We start from the raw sequence: 17,591 nt of genomic DNA on the forward strand, positions 1-17,591 counted from the left end.
GCTACGTCGCCACGTTCTCAACGCCGACGATTCCCGGAAGCTCGTTGAGGTCACGGATTCTCCAATCGGAGAGGTCCGTGACCTCTTCTTTTTCGCGATGGATCCAACCCCACGGGCCGCGCTGTATGTACGCAGTCCGCATCCCGACTCGCTTTGCTGGTGCTACGTCGTTGTCGATCCGATCCCCCACATAAACAATTTCAGCCGCGGCGCAGCCCGCCGCCTCGATTACCTTGTGGAAGAACTCGGGGTCTGGCTTCTGGATTCCCCAATCATCCGACGTGGCAATGAAATCGGTGGGTAGATCCAGCCCGCGCAGTAGACCCCCGGCGCGGACTGTCTGATTACCGACGACTCCTACCCACACGCCCATCTCGCGGAGCTTCGACAGTGCAGGCCTCACGTCGGGGTACAGGTCGTCTTCTCCGAACCACTCAGGCTGGCCAGCATCAGCCCGCGCCTGCCGCTCGAGGTCGAGATCGAACCCAGGACGAAATACCTGGAAGGTCTCGCGGTAGTCGAGGCCGGACGCAATGACGGCTCCGAAAACTGCAGCGAACGTGTGCCGCGGCACCCCCAACCAGTCAGCCCAAGTTCCATATTCCCGGGTTTCGTCGATCAGCGTTTCGCCCACATCGAAAACCACAGCACGGATCACGTCTCTACCTGTTCCTTCCATCGAGTTCGAACTCCCACGATCTCATCAATCCTGACGTATGGCCCTGCCCGACCTCGTCCTCGCGCTCCGCGGTGACCATTTACCGGAGCGATGAGCAGCCTCCATGGTCCGCGCGCCTGCGGCCAACAGTTCCGGCGCAGCCTCGGTTACGGAACGCGAGACGACGTGGTCTGGTCCATAGCGCTCGCACACTTCGGCGAGGCGGCTTGAAATATCGGTAGTATCGCCAGTCGGCGTGGTGGTCATGTCAGCCCACCAAAGGGCATCGCGAAGCGGACTGCACTCGTCCGACCACGGCAAGGGAACCTCGCGGTTCCGCGCCTCGACTCGTGCGCATGAGTGATGTGCCACGAGCGCGCACAGCCGGGGTGGCGCCCCCTGGTCCCGAAGAAACTCCGCACCGTCAACAGGATGAAACCCTGTGCGCACCAACTGCGGCGAATAACCTACATCGTGCAGCCAAGCGGCGGCGATAAGCAGGTCGCCATCATCGACCAAGCCTGCAACAAGCTCAGCTTGACGCGCGACGCCCGCGACATGCGCGAGTCGTGTGGGGAGGTCGCTCAGCAGGTTTTGCGCGGTCCGTTCGGCCCATTCCAGAAGCTCTGCAGCCATGTCGCCACGGTAGCCGCTCTGAGGGCGATGGCCAGTCGTCAAACCCAACTCGTACCCGTCGCTGTACGGGTATCTCATAGCTTGTCCCCGAGACGCGCTCGGCGGTGGGCTGCTTTTGCGCGTTCGTCGGCAACGGACTTGCCGTATCGATCGAGCATCTGCCTCGAGCGCCATCCGGCCAGCATCATGAGGTCCTGCTCCTGGCCGCCGTTGGCGAGCCAGTTGTGGGCGAACCAGTGGCGCAACATGTGTGGGTGAATGTGGTCGATGCCCGCGGCCTGGGCGCGGCGTTCCAACATCTGCCGTATGCCGTGGTCGGTCATCGGCCCCTGCCGACCGAGCCACAACCGATCGCTCTTCTTCGCGAACGGATGCTGGTTGCGGGCCCGCAGGTACCGCCGCAGCGCGATGCGCGTCTTGTCGCCGAACGGTGACGATCGCGGCCGGCCACCCTTGCCGACGACCAGCGCACTGTCTTCCTCGAAATCGAGATCGTCCAGACCGAGGTTGGCGACCTCACCGCAACGACACCCCGTGTCCGCGAACAGACGGATGATCGCGTTGTCCCGCCGCGAATCGAAGTCGGTTCCGGCGCACTGGTCGAGCAGGGCGCGCAGGGATTCGAGACTCGGTACCGGCACGAGCTTGTCCGGAGCGTCCGGCAGACTCAGCTTGTCGAACGGGTCGGAGTCGATGATCTCCTCGGCCGCAAGGTATTTGAAGAACTGCTGAAGGCTCCGATATTGACTGCGCGCGTACTGCGGTGACAGCGGTTCACCGGTGCGGCGGTTCGTCCTCGTCAGCAGTGTCTCGATGTACCCGCCGATGTGGTCACGGGTGATCTCGGGTGCGTCCGTCGGGAGACCTTCGGAGATGAGGTAGTCGGCGAAGTAGCCGATGTGGACCAGGTAGACGTCGACCGTCTTCTTGGCGCGGTTCTTCCGCCTCAGCTCCGTCGCGAAGTCGTCGCGCAACTCACGGATGTCGTCGAGCGAAACGGTCCCCATACCGCCCGATGCTACCGCAATAATCTATTCGTGGAAGAGCGCTGTTCTAGATCGAAACCTCTCCAGAAAAACAAAAACCCCCTGCTCAGAGGGGGTTTGTGGGGCGGGCGGGGCTCGAACCCGCGACCAATGGATTATGAGTCCACGGCTCTAACCGACTGAGCTACCGCCCCGTGTGTGGTGGATACCGACAGCGTTGGGGATGGTACCGGGTGGGGTTGGGTGGGCACCACTCGGATGGGGGCGGCGTGGTGGCGGACGGTGGGGATGCGGGGTGGATAGGGTGGGGGTGTATCCCGGGAACTGGCTGGAGGGTGGGCTGTGGCAAGTTTGTTTGCGAATGTGCTGAAGGTGCATCAGTGGGTTTATGAGAAGAGTGGCGGGGTGGTGGGGCATCGGGTGTTGTTCGGGAATCCGACGTTGTTGTTGCGGACGGTGGGGCGAAAGACAGGGCAGGCGCGGACGTCGGCGCTGACGTATGGGCGGGATGGGGCGGATTATTTGGTGACCGCGTCGAATGGTGGGTCGCCGCGGCCACCGGGGTGGTTGGCGAATGTGAAGGCGAAGCCGGGGTGCGAGATTCAGGTCGGGCGACGCAAGGTAGCGGTGATCGCGCGGGCGACGCTGCCCGACGATCCGGATTATGCGCGGCGCTGGGCGATTGTCGACAAGGTCAACCAGGGGCGCTACAGCGAGTACCAGAAGATGACCAAGCGGCCGATCGCGGTGGTGGTGCTGACTCCGGTCCGCTGAGTTCAGTCGGCTTCCCAAGCCTCGTAGCCGTCGACATCGCCACGGTCCCAAGCGGACTCGCTCTGCGGCGGGCGGCTGGCCCACTGCACGATGAGAGAGACCAGGCCGAGCACAATTAGGACGACGACAACGATAACCAGCGTTTCCACCCGGGGGACGCTAGTGCTCAAAATAGGTACTCGCAGGTACCGAGACAATTTGTCTCGGTAGGCCGTTCAGACCGTAAGAAGTGTGCGTCCGATGGCGGTTCGCGATTCAATTGCCACATGCGCGCGATCGGCTTGTTCGAGCGGAAAGGACTGGCCGATAACGACTTCCAGGCGACCGGCCGCCGCCTCGGCGAGCGAACGTCCGGTCAAGGCGAGCCAATCGATATCGCCTTTTCCGGTCAGATCGAACAGCCCGAGCACGTCGATTCCACGCGCCGCCACGGCTTCTCGATCGAAGTCGGCAAATTGTCCTGCGGCAGCGCCGTATCCGATGAAACGCCCGCCGTCGGCGGCGGCTTCGATCGCGCCGGCACCTAATTCGCCGCCCGCACCGTCCAATACAACGTTCGCACCGGCTCCACCGCTCGCCGCGCGGGCCTGCGCAGGCCAATCGGACTCGGAGTAGTCGACGACCGCATTCGCGCCGAGTCGTGCCGCGAGCTCCAGTTTGGCGCTGCCACGAGCCGCGGCAATGACATTTGCTCCGGCCGCGCGGGCGAGCTGAATCAGCAGGGTGCCCAATCCCCCACCTGCCGCGGTGATGAGCACCCACTCACCGGATTGGATCGCGGCTCGGTCGAAGATGGCGAGCGCGGTCTTTCCGTCGTGGGCGAGCGCCACCGCCGCCGACAGGCTGAGTTCCTCGGGCACAGCGACCAGGGTTTCCGCCTTGGCAAGTGCCCGCTCTGCATAACCACCTACCGGCTGACCGCCTCCGATGCCGCTCGCGGCGGTATCGGTGACAACGCGCTTGCCGACCCAGCTCGGGTCGACCTCCGGACCGACCGAAGTAACTACCCCGGCGACCGCGCCACCGGGCACATACGGTGGTTCGAGCTGGAAAAACTCGGTGCCCCAACCGCTTCGGAGCTGGACATCAAGGAACATGACATCAGCGGCCGCTACATCGACGACCACCTGTCCCGGTCCGGCAACCGGCTCCGGCACCTCACGCACCGAAAGAACCTCGGGCCCACCGAATTCCGCAGCATGTACAGCGCGCATGACAACCTCCATCAATTCCTGACTCGATCCGACATGGACCAGCCTGGAACCTCGAGCAGAGTTGAGGTCAAGTCGAGCGCACCAAATTGCGCTGAGCGCGGAATTGCGGCCGACCGGGAATCGAACTCACCCACGGCGCCAACATATCCGCAGACCAACCGACGTCGGCGCGAGGCCAGGGCCTCGCCTGTTGCGGCACCCCCGACTGCCGCCGTCGCGCAAATGACCGATAGCCACTCGCATCTCCGACCGCACCGCGCGGTGCGATCAGGAACCTCCCCCGCCGCAGCTGCCACCACCACAGCCGCCGCGACTGCTGCCCCGCCCCGCCACAGCTACCCCACTTTCCGAGTCATTGCCGCCCGCATCACCGGCATCCTAGGACGAAGAACTGGGCCTCCGATCCACCCGACCCCGCGCCGCGGCGTCCGACTCGGCAAGCTGGTCACCAGCAGCACGAACCCGGCGAGCCCGCAGGACCGTAATCAGGAAGACCAGCAGCCAGCATTCAGGACCCGCCACCGCCGCAGCTGCTCCCGCCGCCACCACAACTGCTCCCGCCACCGCCGCAGCTACTACTCCCGCCACCGCAGCTGCTACCCCCACCACAGCTGCTGCCGCTGCCACCATCGTGACCATGCCCGTGCCCGTGATCATGGCCGTGACCGTGGCCGTGCCCATAACCGCCACCACCACTGCCCGGATCGAAACCCATCCCCGAATCGAACCCGGCGGCCCCGTAAGCCCAGGGCGAGTCGCCGGAGCCCCCATACCCCCGCTGCCCCCGCTGCCCGTGCTGCACTGCCCTGTTGGTCGCGCGCGTGATCAGAAATACGACCAGTGCCGTGATGCCACCACCGACCAAGAGGATGATCAGCAGCAGTACAACGAGGAAAACCGCCATTCCGAAATGGTATAGGCCTACTCCCCCACACTGAACCCACGAAAAGCAACGGCTCGCCGAACAATCACCCATTCGCCGTAGGGTGAATCGTGGCCTTCTTACGAAACCGTACCCAGCGCCGAATCGACCTGAGCGATGTCGGCCGGATGGTGGCCGCCCTCGAATTTCCCGACGCGGTTTACAAAACCAGCCCATGGCAGCCGCGGGAACTGGTGGAAACCGGGCTGCGCCAGTGGCTGCGCTGCTGCGGCGCGGCCATGCGCGACGGTCAGGTCATCGGTATGCCGTCCCATGCGGTCGACGAGGCCTGGCACGGATTCATTCTTTGCACAGAAATGTATGCCGCATTCTGCACCGCGGCGTACCGCCGTTTCCTCCACCACTTCCCGGAAGGCGTTGCGACGAAGGGTATTTCGCACGGCTCCATGAGCGAGCAACTCGGCCGCACGGTCGTCGCGTGGTCGATGGTCGCAAAGCCGGGCGAGACGTGCGTGCTCTGGGATCTCGACAGCAAGGTGGGCGTCGAGCACCCGTGGGGTATCGGTGCCGAGCGAGTTGCGGCGATCGAGGCCGAAATCGCAGGCACACCTCAGACGCTCAGGTGAGTTTCACACGTGCGGCGCAGAACATCCGCTCGCCCTCGGGCAGCGTAGCCAGCGGGGTATGGCGCCGAAAGCATGCTTGACAATAGAAAGCTCCACTGCGACCAAGATCCCCGCGATCCGGCAGTATTACTAGAACGCGTTCTAGTAGTCTTTGGCTATGGAGCGACTCACCGGATTGGATGCCAGCTTCCTGTACCTCGAGACCGGGACCCAGCACCTGCACGTCTGTGCACTGCTGATCCTGGATCCCGCCGCAGGGGGCGCGCACTACACCTTCGAAAAATTCAAGGCAGAACTCGGCCGCAGGCTGCCGCTGATCCCGCAGATGCGGCGGCGAATCCACGAGGTGCCGTTCAATCTCGATCATCCGGTGTGGGTGGAAGACCCGGATTTCGACCTGGACCACCACATCCGACGCATCGAAACGCCGCGCCCATTGGAACGCAGGGAAGTCACCGACCTGGTCGGCGAGATCGCCAGCGTGCCGATGGATCGCAGCCGCCCGCTGTGGGAGATGAGCGTGGTGGAGCACCTGACGGACGGCAAACTGGCGGTGATCTGCAAGTACCACCACGCTGCCGTGGACGGCATTACCGGCGCCAACATGATGATGCATCTGTGCGATCTGGTGCCAGGTCTCAGCGAGCCCGAACCGGCCGAGGAGTGGCATGCCGAGCCGCAGCCCAGTGACTTGAAGCTGGCGACCGAGGCGGTACTGAACCTGCCCAACAAGCTCGGTCTGGTCGGCATGGTGCCGAAAACCCTTGGCATGGTTGCCGGTTTCGCGAAGCGACGCCGAAACAGCCAGGCGGGCATGGCCTTACCGCTGACCGCACCACGTACCCCGTTCAACGGCGCGATCAGCCCGGATCGTGTGGTGGCCTGCGCCGAGGCCGAGCTCGCCGCGATCAAGGAAATCAAGACCGCCTTCGATGTGAAAATCAACGATGTCGTCCTGACCATCGTGGCGGGTGTGCTGCGCACCTATCTGGAGAAGCACGACGAGCTGCCCGACAAATCGCTGATCGCCTCGGTGCCGGTGTCGGTGCACGATGCTTCCCGGCACACCGCGGGCATCAACAAGGTCTCCTCGCTGTTCACCCAGCTCGGCACCGATATCGCCGATCCGGTGAAGCGACTGCGGCAGGTGTCCGAGGCCAACCGCGACGCCAAACAGGAACACGAATTCGTCGGCGCGGATTTCCTGATGGACTGGTCGAAGTACGCTCCGCCGAACACCTTTCAGTTGGCCGCGCGCGTCTACTCGTCGATGAAGCTGGCCGAGCTGCATCCGGTGGTGCACAACCTGGTGGTGTCGAATGTGCCGGGCCCGCCGATGCCGTTGTATTTCCTCGGCCTTCAGGTCGAGGGGATGTATCCGTTCGGGCCGGTTTTCCACGGCGCGGGACTGACCGTGACAGTGCTGTCCAATAACAGTGATCTGGACTTCGGATTCATCGCGTGCCGAGAACTGGTGCCCGACCTGCAGGCGATCGCCGACGCGGTCCCAGGTGTCGTCGATGAATTACTGACCGCGGCACGTGATCTGGGCTGATGCCCCCCGCTGCCTGTTCGCCATCGCCGCCGGGCAGGGCCGCATTCGAAGTCTATTTCTGCCTTGCGGCAACGGCGGCGCAAGCCTCCAGCAGTACCGGCACGAAGCGATCGGCCTCGAGCACGCAGGATGCGTGACCGGCCTTGACCAGATGCATGCTCGCACCGGGAATCGTGGTCGCCATCTCCAATTGCCGATAGACCGGAATCGCACGGTCCCGTGTCGTGATCACGACGGCGGTCGGCATCTTCAGCTCGGAAAGCCAAGCGGTCGCATCGAATCGGCCGACCTCGGCGATGACCTGCGCCATTGCCCAACCACTGCTGCTGCGAAATTCGGTGAGCGCCCAGCGATTCAGCTTTCCCGGGGCCCAAGTGTGCTCCGGTAATTCGGGTAGCCGGCCCACGTACTCCGCGGCACGGCGGTACGAATAGGGACCAATGGCTCCGGCCAATGCGCCGAAGGTGAGATGAAATGCGCGCTCGCGCAACTTCTCCTGGAACCGATACGGCGTCGCGCACAGCACCAGACCACTCACCCGATCCGAATGCCGTTGTGCGGCAAGCAATGCCACGACACCGCCGAGGGAGTATCCGGCCAGGATCGCCCGCTCGATATTGAGCGCATCCGCCACCGCGACGACGTCGTCGGCACAGTCCTGTACCGAGAACCGCTGCGAGCGGATACCGCGGCCGTGCCAGCGCTGATCGAAGACGATCACCCGGTAACGTTCGGCCAGCGCGTCGAGCGCCGGAAACCAGGTCAGGTAGCCCGTGCAGGCAGTGGCGTGCAGCAGGATCAGGGTCGGTGCGCCCTCGGGGCCCGGAATATCAACGACATAGGTGCGCCCGCGCCCCGGCAGCTCGACGAGCCGCCCGCCGGGCACCTGCGCGATATCGGGTACCCCCGAACGCCGGGAGAACCGCCGCATGGCCACCACCGCGGGATTCGGATTCGTCATCGGCGGCCTCCTCGCGCAGCATTATTAGAACGCGTTCTACAACGATGATGCCACAGGACTCGGTTTCGACCGGCAATTGTCTGTAACGTGTTTCCGCAAGTCGACGGGATCGAGAGGAGGCCGCGATGCGGCGGTTGACCGGCAAGGTGGCACTGATCAGCGGCGGTGCGCGGGGCATGGGCGCCGCGCACGCGCGGGCACTGGTGGCCGAGGACGCGCGGGTGGTGCTCGGCGACATTCTCGACGAGGAGGGCGCGGCCCTGGCCAAGGAAATCGGCGACAATGCCGCCTACGTCCACCTCGACGTGCGCGAAAAGCAGCATTGGCAGGATGCGGTCGCCGAGGCCGTGCAGCGCTTCGGTGCGCTGAATGTCCTGGTGAACAATGCGGGGATCGTCAATGGCAACCTGCTCGTCGACTTCGAATTGTCCGAGTGGCAGAGGATCATCGATATCAATCTGACCGGCACCTTCCTCGGCATGCAGGCCGCGACCCCCGCGATGATCGAGGCGGGCGGGGGTTCGGTCGTCAATATCTCCTCGGTCGAGGGGATGCGCGGCAGCCCCGGCCTGCACGGGTACACCGCCACCAAATTCGCGGTCCGTGGACTCACCAAGTCGACCGCACTCGAGTTGGCGCAGTATGGAATTCGAGTGAACTCGATTCATCCAGGGTTGATCCGCACGCCGATGACCGACGGCATTCCAGAGGACTTCCTGCAGATCCCGCTGGGGCGCGCCGCTGATCCGTCCGAGGTGTCGGCACTGGTGACCTATCTGGCCAGCGATGAGTCGTCCTATTCGACGGGGGCTGAATTCGTCATCGATGGCGGTCTGACCGTGGGCGTTCCGCACAAGACGTTCTCTTGAACTGCTGTCGGGCGTGTAGAACCACGGAGCAGACACCTCACTCGGCCAGGGTGCACGGTTGGTCGGGCGGACCGCACGTCCACGCCTTTCGCCATTCGACCGGACGCGAGCGGCAGCGTTTCGCGGCGGGACCGGTGGCGCCGCGGCCGATCGACCGGCCACACACGCCACCCCGACCATCGCAAACGCGCCGCCCCCGATGACAGCGAGCACGCTATGCACTACTTGCTGTAAATGGCCGCAGTTTGAGACGACAGGATAAGTCGCAGGTCACGGAGACTTGGTGGTGGCCACGAATTTCGAGACCCTACAGTTCCGGCCGCTCCTCAGGGAACCCGACTCGCCTGTTCCAGTGCATCGACCGACGCAAACCCGGTTGACGATGCACTGCAAACTGAGCGGGGAGGGAGCCAGTAGTCTTGTCGTCACCAGTGGGGTGCGTACCGGGGGAGGCCATCAAATTGTCCAATCCAGTGACCGATTCCCCGCTTCCTGAACGTATGACGTGGGACGAGCTCAACGCACTACCCGTCGGACAGGCAGAGCGAATCGAGCTGGTCAAGGGCAAACCGGTCTGGGTCAGGACAGGACCGCCGGAGCACCGGCGATTCGCCACTCGGATGCGCAACGCCCTCGAGGTATGCGCACGCGACAGCATGCGGGCGCGGTCGAGTGAATGCTGGCAGGTGGACACTGAAACCAATGTCTTTCTCAGCCACACCAAGGATGACTTCCTCGCCCCTGATTTCATGGTCTACCGCTGCCCGGAAGAGCCTTGGAAACCAATCTTCGCCGAGACCGTGCTGATCGTCGGCGAAGTCCTGTCGCCGTCCAATCACATCGGCCAGATGCTCGCGAAGCAGGCACGCTACGCCGAAGCGGGCATCAGTGAATATTGGGAAGTCCTGCTGGACCGAGAAGGCCGCCGGATCGATACGATACTGACCTACGTGCTGGCAACTCCGAGCGACCTTCCCGAGGGCGTCACACCCCTGCGGCCACGCCAATACGCCCAGGTTGGTGAGTGGTCGCCGAAAGTCGACCCCGAGATCACACTCCCGTACCCCTTTCCCATCTCACTCAGTTGGACCGACCTCGAGTACTGATCCCGCCGTTACTGGTCCCACCGTCGGATAGCCGGTCCCGTTCCGATACCCCCACCAATTGGCTACCAGGTTCCTGCCGCTGGATGGAGTTCCACCGGACGCCCTTGCCGACGCCCTCGACGGTGCCTCCGCGGCATTCCTGCACCCACGCGCCGTGGGCGATGCGGTCTTCGCATTCGCGAAACTGGCAGGTAAGCGTGATATGCGACGACTCGTCGCCCTCTTGGCCATCAATATCGACGACCCGCTCGACGCACAGCCGTCCCGATTCCGCCGCGACCGGAACAGGTAGGCCGAGCAGGCGGTGGTCGGCAGTGGTTTGGCGTGGGTGAGCCTGCGTACCAGCAGCTTTGCGGTCAACGTGCTGCAGAGCGACTGGATCGTCACCATGCCGCCTGGTGGCTGGGCAACCATCCGTGGCCGTTGGCAGATCTCCCATGCGGTGCGCACAGTGGCCGCCACCCGCGCCTTCACGGCGCTGTGCACGGCTCAGGGCACCCGCCGGTTCGCCACCGCCCACTCGGCGACGGCGTCGGGGGACACGTCTTCGCCGAGCACGTTATCGATGACGACCCGCCCGACGCAGATCGAGCGCAGTATGCGATCGGCGAAAGCCTCCACATCTCCCCACGGCAGATAGGGTTTCGCGATCAGCAGCGAGGCGACGCCGTGCGCGGTCGACCACAACTCCAAGACGACCGGCACCGGGTCACCCGGCGTGACCACGCCGAGGTTCATGCACTCGGTGACCGTGGCCGCGAGATGGGCGAAGGCGCTGCTGGTCAGCACCTGGTCGACCGCGCCCGCCGTCTCGCCGGGCGTCATGGCCAAGCGGTACTGCTCCGGATGCTCCCTGGCGAAGCGGACATATGCCAGGCCCTGTTGACGCAGACGCTCCATCGGCGAATCGTTCGGATCGGATACGGCCAGCATTTCCGCGTCCAGATCTTCGAAGACCTGGGCCACCACCGACTCGATCAGCTGATCCTTGTCGGCGAAATGGCGGTAGATCGACGGCGGGGTGACACCGACGATCTTGGCGATCTCCCGGATCGAAACCCCGTCGACGTGACCGGCATCGGCCAGCAGTTTCTTTGTGGCGTCAAGGATTTCGGCGCGTAGCTCCGCACCGGAGCCACGTGCCGAACGCTGCCTGCGGGTAAAATTCACCTTCGTCCGGCTAGTTGGTGTTTATCGGATTCGGTTGTGCCAGGCACGGTTTCGCCCTCACTCAGGCCGATCTTGGTATGCAGCTCAGCGAGTGGCGCGGGGGCCCACCAGTTCGCGGTGCCGAGCAGCCGCATGAGTGCGGGCGCGAGCACGCCGCGGATCAGCGTTGCGTCCGCGAGCACCGTCAAAGTCAGCCCCAGGCCCATCATCTGGATGAACGATACCTTCGAGGTCACCATGGCGGCCATCACGATGGCCATCAATAGTGCGGCCGCGGTGAAGATCCGGCCGGTGCGCGCGACACCCAGCGCCACCGCGCGAGTGTTGTCCGCGGCGGTGCGTCCCGACGCCAGCCACTCCTCGCGAATGCGCGAGAGCAGGAATACCTCGTAGTCCATCGACATTCCGAAGGCGAGACAGAACATCAGGATCGGCATGGTCGGAACCAGATATCCGGTCGCGTCATTGCCGAAAACGCTGGACAAGTGACCGTCCTGGAAGATCCAGACCATCGCACCGAATGCGGCGGTCAGCGAAAGCGTATTGAGGGCAAGAGCTTTCAGCGGCAGCAGCACACTGCCGGTGAACAGGAACAGCACCACGAAGGAGGCGAGCACGATCAGCCCACCGGCCAGCGGCAGGCGCGCACCCAGTGCGTCGAGGGAGTCGCGGTTGATCGCGGCGCTACCGCCGAACAGCCCCGGTCCCGGGCTCGGGACATCGCGAAGCCGGTCCAGTTGCGTCTTACCCGCGGAGGTGAAGGGATCGACTGTCGTCGCGATCGTGAGGAATGCGCCGGTGTCGTTCGTCATCTGCGGCGATCCCGTCGCTACCCGTATGCCGCCTGCGTACAGGCCAGGACCCGAGAGCACTCCGGACACGCCTTCCACCTTCGACAGCGCTGCGGCGTAATCGCCGATGGCGGCAGGGTTTCCGTGGTAGTCGTCGAGCACCACGCTGACATTGGTCGCGGCATTGGACTGGAAGTCCGAACGCAGCGCGTCGCCGACCGTGCGACTGCTGGAGGCGGCGCCGGCATTGAGTACTCGATCGTCCGGATAGCCGAATTTCACGCCGAGGAACGGGGACCCGATTGCCAGCATCAGCACGATGATCGCGATGGCGACCGGTGCGGCATGGCGCATCACCCACTGGACGGTGCGGTACCAGAAGGTCCGCTCGGGTGCGTGCTGGGCGTGCAGGTCCCGGCCGAGCAAGCGCCCCAACGGCTTTCGCAGATCCAACGCATTCACGCGGTGTCCGAGCACCATCAATACCGCGGGCAGGATAAGGATCGATGCGGCGGCGGCCGCGACGACCACCGCAACGCCGGCGTAGGCAAAGGATTTCAGGAAGTACAGATTGAACACGCCCAGCGCGGCCACCGACAGCGCGACGGTCAGCGCGGAGTACAGCACCGTGCGTCCCGCGGTCTGCACCGCGCGCACCACCGCCGCCTCCACATCGAGTCCATTGCCGAGTTCCTCGCGGTAGCGGCTGACAATGAACAGGCTGTAGTCGATCGCGAGGGCAAGACCGAGTGCCGTGGTCAAGTTCAGCGCATAGATCGACACATCGGTGAAGACCGTGAGGGTGCGCAGGATCGCCAGGGTGGTCAAGATCGCGAAGATGCCGACGGCCAGCGGCAAGAAGGCCGCCACCAGGCTGCCGAACACCAGAATCAACACGATGAACGACAGTGGGATGGCCACGCTCTCGGCGACCGCGAGATCGTGGGTGATCTGCTCGTTCGAGTCGTGGTAGATGGAGCTGAGGCCGCCCTGATCGACGCTGACGTCGTCATAGGTTCCGGTGACATCGTCGGCGATCGCACCGGCGGCCTTTTGGGCCACGGACTCCTCGCCGGTGATGTAGCCGAGCACCAGCGCGCTCTTACCGTCCTTGCTGCGCAATGCGGACGACAGCGACTGCGGCGCGTTCCAATAGGACTGGATGCCGATCACATCGCCGCGCGAGCGCAGGGTGTCGACCACTTTCGCGCCCGCGGCCTTGGCAGCCGGGCTGTCCGCACCGGCATCATCGCGAACCAGCAGAATGAGGTTGGGTTCCGCGCCGCCGAAGTTATCGGCGATCAACTTGGCGACCTGCGACGATTCGGCATCGTCGGGGGTGAAACCACCGGTCTTCATATGCGAGGTCACGGTGGCGCCGAATGCGCCGCAGAGTACGGCCAATAGTGCGGCGGCGAGCAGGATCGTCCGCGGATGCCTGGTGGCCAGATGTGCGATCCGTACGAGCATCAGCCATCTCCCCTAGTTCGACTGCCCGGGTAACAGCGTTAGCGTAACGCCGTTAACTCAGTGTCGATAGGGGCGCACAGCTAACAGATAGTGATCTCGATCACGGTTTAGGCGACTACCCCAGGAAGGCGACGATCGCATCGGCGATGGCGGCCGCGTACCTCGCCCTACCGTCGGACGATTCGATCAGCGCGGCGTCACCCGGATCGCGCATATTTCCACACTCGACCAATGCGACCGGACGTTCGGACAGGTTGAGACCCGCCAGATCCGCGCGCGGGTTCATGCCGTCGGAACCGACATAGGTCGACGGCACGAAGCCGGACCCGATCATGGTGTCGCGCAAGGTCGTTGCCAGTCGCTGCGACGGCTCGTGCTGCGCCGCGTTCAGTGGCGGCGACGAGTACGCGACATGGAAGCCGTGTGCGCCCGCGGCGGCGCCGTCTGCATGGATCGAGACGACAGCCGCTGCGCCACTGCGATTTCCGATGGCGGCGCGTTCGTCGACGCACGGGCCTACGCCCGCATCGTCGTCGCGGGTCAGCACGACAAGAATTCCGCGGGCGGCCAAAGCATCCCGGACACGGATTGCGACATCCCAGTTGAATTCGTGTTCGGTATAGCCATTGGTGGCCGACGTGCCGGTGGTGTTGCACGCTTTGGTATTTCCGCGACCGTCCGGCACCTGACGGTTGATCTCGCCGGGCTGTGCGGCATTGCCGCCATTGTGACCGGGATCGATGACGACCACGCGGTCATCGGCGATGACGCGCGGCGGGGATGTCGCCGGTTCGGCGCCGACCTGCGGCGCCGTGGTGCGCGCCGGTGACCCCGATGCGTCGTGCGCGCATCCGCCGAGCAACATGCCCCACGCGCAGATCGCGGCGGTCGTCTTCCAGCTTCGCAATGGCATGACATCGACACTGCCACAGGCTTGCGGCCGGTTCATGGCTAGCGGAAGGCCAGTGCGCCGAGCGTATCCGCGTGCCGATACTGCAGGTACTTCTTGACCGTGTCCGCGGCAACGCCGGCGTTGGCGGTGGCCACCGTGACCACGACGAACTCCTTCTCGGTCCCGTCGCGCCATTTGCCGGTGACGAAATTATCGATATAGGTGCCCGGACGCAGGTGCAAGTCCTCGTCGGTGAACTTGCCGAGCGCGGCGGTGGCTTGGCCCTCGGTCGACATCGCCATGACGAATTGGGTGATCTTCAGCCCGCCGCCCTCGGCCCGGTACACCAGTTCGGCGGCGTACTCGCAGCCCAGGCCGCTGAGCTTGCCGTTCACCTCGAAATCGCGGCAGTTGGCGTGGTCGCGGCCCTCGACCCAGTCGGCGTGCAGTTCCACGCTGTCGAACTTGAAATTCCAGTCGTGGGCGAAGTCGCTGTAGGTGAGCTTGCCCGAGGACGGCTGGCCCGGGCGCGGCGTTGCCGTGGTCGTTCGCGGGGTGCTCGTGCGCGGCGCACTCGTCGCCGGTACGACGGTGGCGGTGGCATTCGAGGCCTGCGGTCGGTCCGTATTTCGCGTGGTGATGACGACCAGGCCGACGCCGACCGCGGCGAGTACCGCGACCAGCCCGAGCACCACGGCCACGATCGCCCCGGTCTTCGACTTCGGCGGTGGTCCCGGTGTCGGCGCGCTGGGATACCCCATCGGATAGCCGGTCTGAGCCCAACCCTGCTGAGCCGGATAGTCCACCGGCTGCCCCCACGGTGCCGGATCCTGCCGCGGCTGCTCACCGTATGGATAATTCACTGCCTGCCCACCTCTCCCGCCGGGGCGGCGACCCCCACCCTGCTTCGGCCGAACCAGTCAGGTACTGATCGCGAGCCGATCCCCCGGCGTTGCAGTTATGCCAGCTCAGCCGGTCAGCAAGCGGCCCAGCGCAAGGCAGGACATTACGGCCGCGATCACCGAATCAAGCCCAGGATTGTCGCCGACCCGGGCAAATCTACGGGAAACGTCAGACGGACAACGAGGCCCAGGGGCATCACCACTCGGCGAAGGAACCGTCCTTGCGGTACCAGATCGGGTTTCGCCAGCGGTGGCCCTGTTCGGCGGCGGAAGTCACCGCAGTTTCGTCGATCTGGATGCCGAGGCCGGGGCCTTGGAGCAGGTCGACATAGCCGTCGCGATAGGCGAAGACCGTCGGGTCGGCGAGGTAGTCGAGCAAGTCCGAGCCGGTGTTGTAGTGGATGCCGAGGCTTTGCTCCTGAATGAGCAGATTGGGGGTGGCGAAGCCGACCTGGAGGCTGGCGGCGAGGGCGATGGGACCGAGGGGACAGTGTGGGGCGAGGGCGATATCGCGGGCCTCGGCGAGGGCGGCGATGCGGCGCACCTCGGAGATGCCACCCGCGTGGGAGAGATCGGGTTGGACGACGGCGATGCCCTGATCGAGCACCGCGTTGAAATCCCAACGCGAATAGAGCCGTTCACCGGTGGCGATGGGAATGCTTGTCGCGCGGGTGATCTCACCGATCTGGCCGCTGCACTCAGGGACGAGCGGTTCTTCGACGAAGAACGGCAGAAACGGTTCCAGCAGCGGCAGCACCCGCCGCGCCATCGGAATGGACAGGCGGCCATGGAAATCGACGGCGATATCGAAATCGTCGCCGGTCGCCTCGCGCACCGCAGCGACTCGATCGACAATGCCCAGGGTGGCGCGCGGGGTATCGATCAGCTCCAATTCGGCGGAGCCGTTCATCTTGATCGCGGTGAAGCCCTGCTCTTTTCGCTCTACCGCCGCCCGCGCGACATCGTCGGGACGATCGCCACCGATCCAGCTGTATACCCGGACCCGATCGCGCACCGCACCGCCGAGCAACTGCCAAACCGGAACGCCCAACGCCTTTCCGGTGATATCCCACAGTGCCTGATCGATGCCCGCGACCGCACTCGACAGGATCGGTCCGCCCCGATAGAAGCCGCCCTTGGTGAGCACCTGCCAGTGCGCTTCGATGCTCATCGGGTCCTTGCCGACGAGGTAGTCGGCCAATTCGTCGACCGCGGCGGCGACGGTGTGGGCGCGGCCCTCGAGTACCGGTTCACCCCAGCCGGTGATGCCCTCGTCGGTCTCGATCTTCAAAAAGCACCAGCGCGGCGCGACGAGGTAGGTGGTGAGTGCGGTGATCTTCACCGGGACTCCTTTCGCACGCTCCAGCCGCCGTCGACGACCAGGTTGGCACCGGTGATGAAGGAGGCGTCGTCGGAGGCGAGGAAGGCGACCGCGGCGGCAACCTCCTCGGGCGCGCCCATCCGGTCCAGGGCGGTGGCCTGGGCGGATAGCCGTCGACCTGCCTCGTCGACGTCGTCCCAGACCGGTGTGAGAATCGGGCCGGGCAGCACGGCGTTGACCCGCACGTGGGAGCGCCCGTACTCGACGGCGAGTTGCCGGACCAATGCGGTCAACCCGCCCTTGGCGGCGGCATAGACCGGGTATCCGGGCAATCCGAATTGGGCGTGCACGCTGGACACCGCGACCACATTGCCGCTGCGGCTGCGCAGATCGTCGATGAAGGTGCGCAGGCCGAGGAACAGCGGCGTCAGGTTGACCGCGAGGCCGTCATCCCATGCCTGCCTGCTCAATTCATGTGCCGGGATGGTGGCCTGCCGGGATGCGTTGCTGCACAAGAAGTCCAGCGGTCCGAACAGCTCGTTGACGCTGTTGCGTAGCTCGATCCAAGAATCCTCCGCGGACACATCACAGCGGATGAATTCGGCTCGATGACCGGCCGCACGGATCTTGGAGGCGACCTCGCGGCCACTGGGCTCGGCGATATCGGCGATGACGACCGCGGCGCCATCGGCGGCGAGCCGATGTGCGGTGGCCGCACCGATGCCGGATGCGCCCCCGGTGACGACCGCGACCCGGTCTGCCAGACGACTCATGCTG

18 protein-coding genes and 1 tRNA gene are annotated in these 17,591 nt (G+C 64.7%); 6 read left to right on the forward strand and 13 right to left on the reverse strand.

What is annotated here, in order from left to right:
• Position 1: 1 nt before the first annotated feature.
• From ACQPXH_RS24665 to ACQPXH_RS24680, 4 genes are all read right to left on the reverse strand, one after another.
• Complete coding sequence (locus tag ACQPXH_RS24665; protein WP_433598870.1) at positions 2–679, reverse strand: HAD family hydrolase; 678 nt, start codon at positions 677–679, stop codon at positions 2–4.
• Positions 680–703: 24 nt separating this feature from the next.
• Positions 704–1,468 carry an HD domain-containing protein gene (locus tag ACQPXH_RS24670; RefSeq protein ID WP_433598871.1) on the reverse strand — a complete coding sequence of 255 codons (765 nt, stop codon included), beginning with the start codon at positions 1,466–1,468 and terminating at the stop codon, positions 704–706.
• Complete coding sequence (locus ACQPXH_RS24675; RefSeq protein ID WP_433598872.1) at positions 1,369–2,301, reverse strand: tyrosine-type recombinase/integrase; 933 nt, start codon at positions 2,299–2,301, stop codon at positions 1,369–1,371. The genes ACQPXH_RS24670 and ACQPXH_RS24675 overlap by 100 nt, the downstream gene beginning before the upstream one ends.
• Positions 2,302–2,400: 99 nt before the next feature.
• Positions 2,401–2,474: transfer RNA gene (locus ACQPXH_RS24680), tRNA-Ile, on the reverse strand.
• A 148-nt stretch (positions 2,475–2,622) separates the two neighbouring features.
• Here ACQPXH_RS24680 and ACQPXH_RS24685 point away from each other — a divergent pair.
• Complete coding sequence (locus ACQPXH_RS24685; protein ID WP_433598873.1) at positions 2,623–3,054, forward strand: nitroreductase family deazaflavin-dependent oxidoreductase; 432 nt, start codon at positions 2,623–2,625, stop codon at positions 3,052–3,054.
• Positions 3,055–3,056: 2 nt separating this feature from the next.
• Here ACQPXH_RS24685 and ACQPXH_RS24690 read toward each other — a convergent pair whose 3' ends face one another.
• Both ACQPXH_RS24690 and ACQPXH_RS24695 read right to left on the reverse strand, forming a co-directional pair.
• Positions 3,057–3,203, reverse strand: a complete 147-nt coding sequence (locus ACQPXH_RS24690; RefSeq protein WP_433598874.1) for a hypothetical protein — start codon at positions 3,201–3,203, stop codon at positions 3,057–3,059.
• A 66-nt stretch (positions 3,204–3,269) separates the two neighbouring features.
• Positions 3,270–4,268 (reverse strand): zinc-binding dehydrogenase, encoded by a 999-nt coding sequence (locus ACQPXH_RS24695; protein WP_433598875.1) that lies wholly within the window; start codon positions 4,266–4,268, stop codon positions 3,270–3,272.
• Positions 4,269–5,318: 1,050 nt separating this feature from the next.
• On the opposite strand from ACQPXH_RS24695, the gene ACQPXH_RS24700 reads away from it, so the two are divergent.
• The gene (locus tag ACQPXH_RS24700; RefSeq protein WP_433598876.1) at positions 5,319–5,777 is read left to right on the forward strand and encodes a hypothetical protein; all 459 of its coding nucleotides are present in this window, start codon (positions 5,319–5,321) and stop codon (positions 5,775–5,777) included.
• A 157-nt stretch (positions 5,778–5,934) separates the two neighbouring features.
• Positions 5,935–7,332, forward strand: coding sequence for a WS/DGAT/MGAT family O-acyltransferase (locus ACQPXH_RS24705; RefSeq protein ID WP_433598877.1), 1,398 nt, complete (start codon positions 5,935–5,937; stop codon positions 7,330–7,332).
• A 52-nt stretch (positions 7,333–7,384) separates the two neighbouring features.
• Here ACQPXH_RS24705 and ACQPXH_RS24710 read toward each other — a convergent pair whose 3' ends face one another.
• The gene (locus ACQPXH_RS24710; RefSeq protein WP_433598878.1) at positions 7,385–8,293 is read right to left on the reverse strand and encodes an alpha/beta fold hydrolase; all 909 of its coding nucleotides are present in this window, start codon (positions 8,291–8,293) and stop codon (positions 7,385–7,387) included.
• A gap of 125 nt (positions 8,294–8,418) precedes the next feature.
• Between ACQPXH_RS24710 and ACQPXH_RS24715 the strand changes: the two genes are divergently transcribed.
• The 3 genes from ACQPXH_RS24715 to ACQPXH_RS24725 all read left to right on the forward strand — a co-directional run bounded on the left by ACQPXH_RS24715 (position 8,419) and on the right by ACQPXH_RS24725 (position 10,560).
• Positions 8,419–9,162 carry a glucose 1-dehydrogenase gene (locus ACQPXH_RS24715; protein WP_433598879.1) on the forward strand — a complete coding sequence of 248 codons (744 nt, stop codon included), beginning with the start codon at positions 8,419–8,421 and terminating at the stop codon, positions 9,160–9,162.
• A 500-nt stretch (positions 9,163–9,662) separates the two neighbouring features.
• Complete coding sequence (locus ACQPXH_RS24720) at positions 9,663–10,268, forward strand: Uma2 family endonuclease (protein WP_433603571.1); 606 nt, start codon at positions 9,663–9,665, stop codon at positions 10,266–10,268.
• 58 nt (positions 10,269–10,326) lie between these two features.
• Positions 10,327–10,560, forward strand: a complete 234-nt coding sequence (locus ACQPXH_RS24725) for a hypothetical protein (RefSeq protein WP_433598880.1) — start codon at positions 10,327–10,329, stop codon at positions 10,558–10,560.
• A gap of 197 nt (positions 10,561–10,757) precedes the next feature.
• Here ACQPXH_RS24725 and ACQPXH_RS24730 read toward each other — a convergent pair whose 3' ends face one another.
• From ACQPXH_RS24730 to ACQPXH_RS24755, 6 genes are all read right to left on the reverse strand, one after another.
• Positions 10,758–11,438, reverse strand: a complete 681-nt coding sequence (locus ACQPXH_RS24730) for a TetR/AcrR family transcriptional regulator (RefSeq protein WP_433598881.1) — start codon at positions 11,436–11,438, stop codon at positions 10,758–10,760.
• Positions 11,435–13,699, reverse strand: coding sequence for an MMPL family transporter (locus tag ACQPXH_RS24735; protein ID WP_433598882.1), 2,265 nt, complete (start codon positions 13,697–13,699; stop codon positions 11,435–11,437). The genes ACQPXH_RS24730 and ACQPXH_RS24735 overlap by 4 nt, the downstream gene beginning before the upstream one ends.
• Before the next feature lie 115 nt (positions 13,700–13,814).
• Positions 13,815–14,612 carry an N-acetylmuramoyl-L-alanine amidase gene (locus ACQPXH_RS24740; protein WP_433598883.1) on the reverse strand — a complete coding sequence of 266 codons (798 nt, stop codon included), beginning with the start codon at positions 14,610–14,612 and terminating at the stop codon, positions 13,815–13,817.
• Positions 14,613–14,650: 38 nt separating this feature from the next.
• The gene (locus ACQPXH_RS24745; RefSeq protein ID WP_433598884.1) at positions 14,651–15,454 is read right to left on the reverse strand and encodes a hypothetical protein; all 804 of its coding nucleotides are present in this window, start codon (positions 15,452–15,454) and stop codon (positions 14,651–14,653) included.
• A 235-nt stretch (positions 15,455–15,689) separates the two neighbouring features.
• On the reverse strand, positions 15,690–16,835 hold the full coding sequence (gene dgoD / locus ACQPXH_RS24750; protein WP_433598885.1) for a galactonate dehydratase: 1,146 nt from the start codon (positions 16,833–16,835) through the stop codon (positions 15,690–15,692).
• A complete protein-coding gene (locus tag ACQPXH_RS24755; protein WP_433598886.1) occupies positions 16,832–17,587 on the reverse strand; it encodes an SDR family NAD(P)-dependent oxidoreductase in 756 nt (251 codons plus the stop codon). The genes dgoD and ACQPXH_RS24755 overlap by 4 nt, the downstream gene beginning before the upstream one ends.
• Positions 17,588–17,591 lie beyond the last annotated feature (4 nt).

This window comes from Nocardia sp. CA-135953 (assembly GCF_050955735.1).
In the GTDB taxonomy this organism is placed as follows: domain Bacteria; phylum Actinomycetota; class Actinomycetes; order Mycobacteriales; family Mycobacteriaceae; genus Nocardia.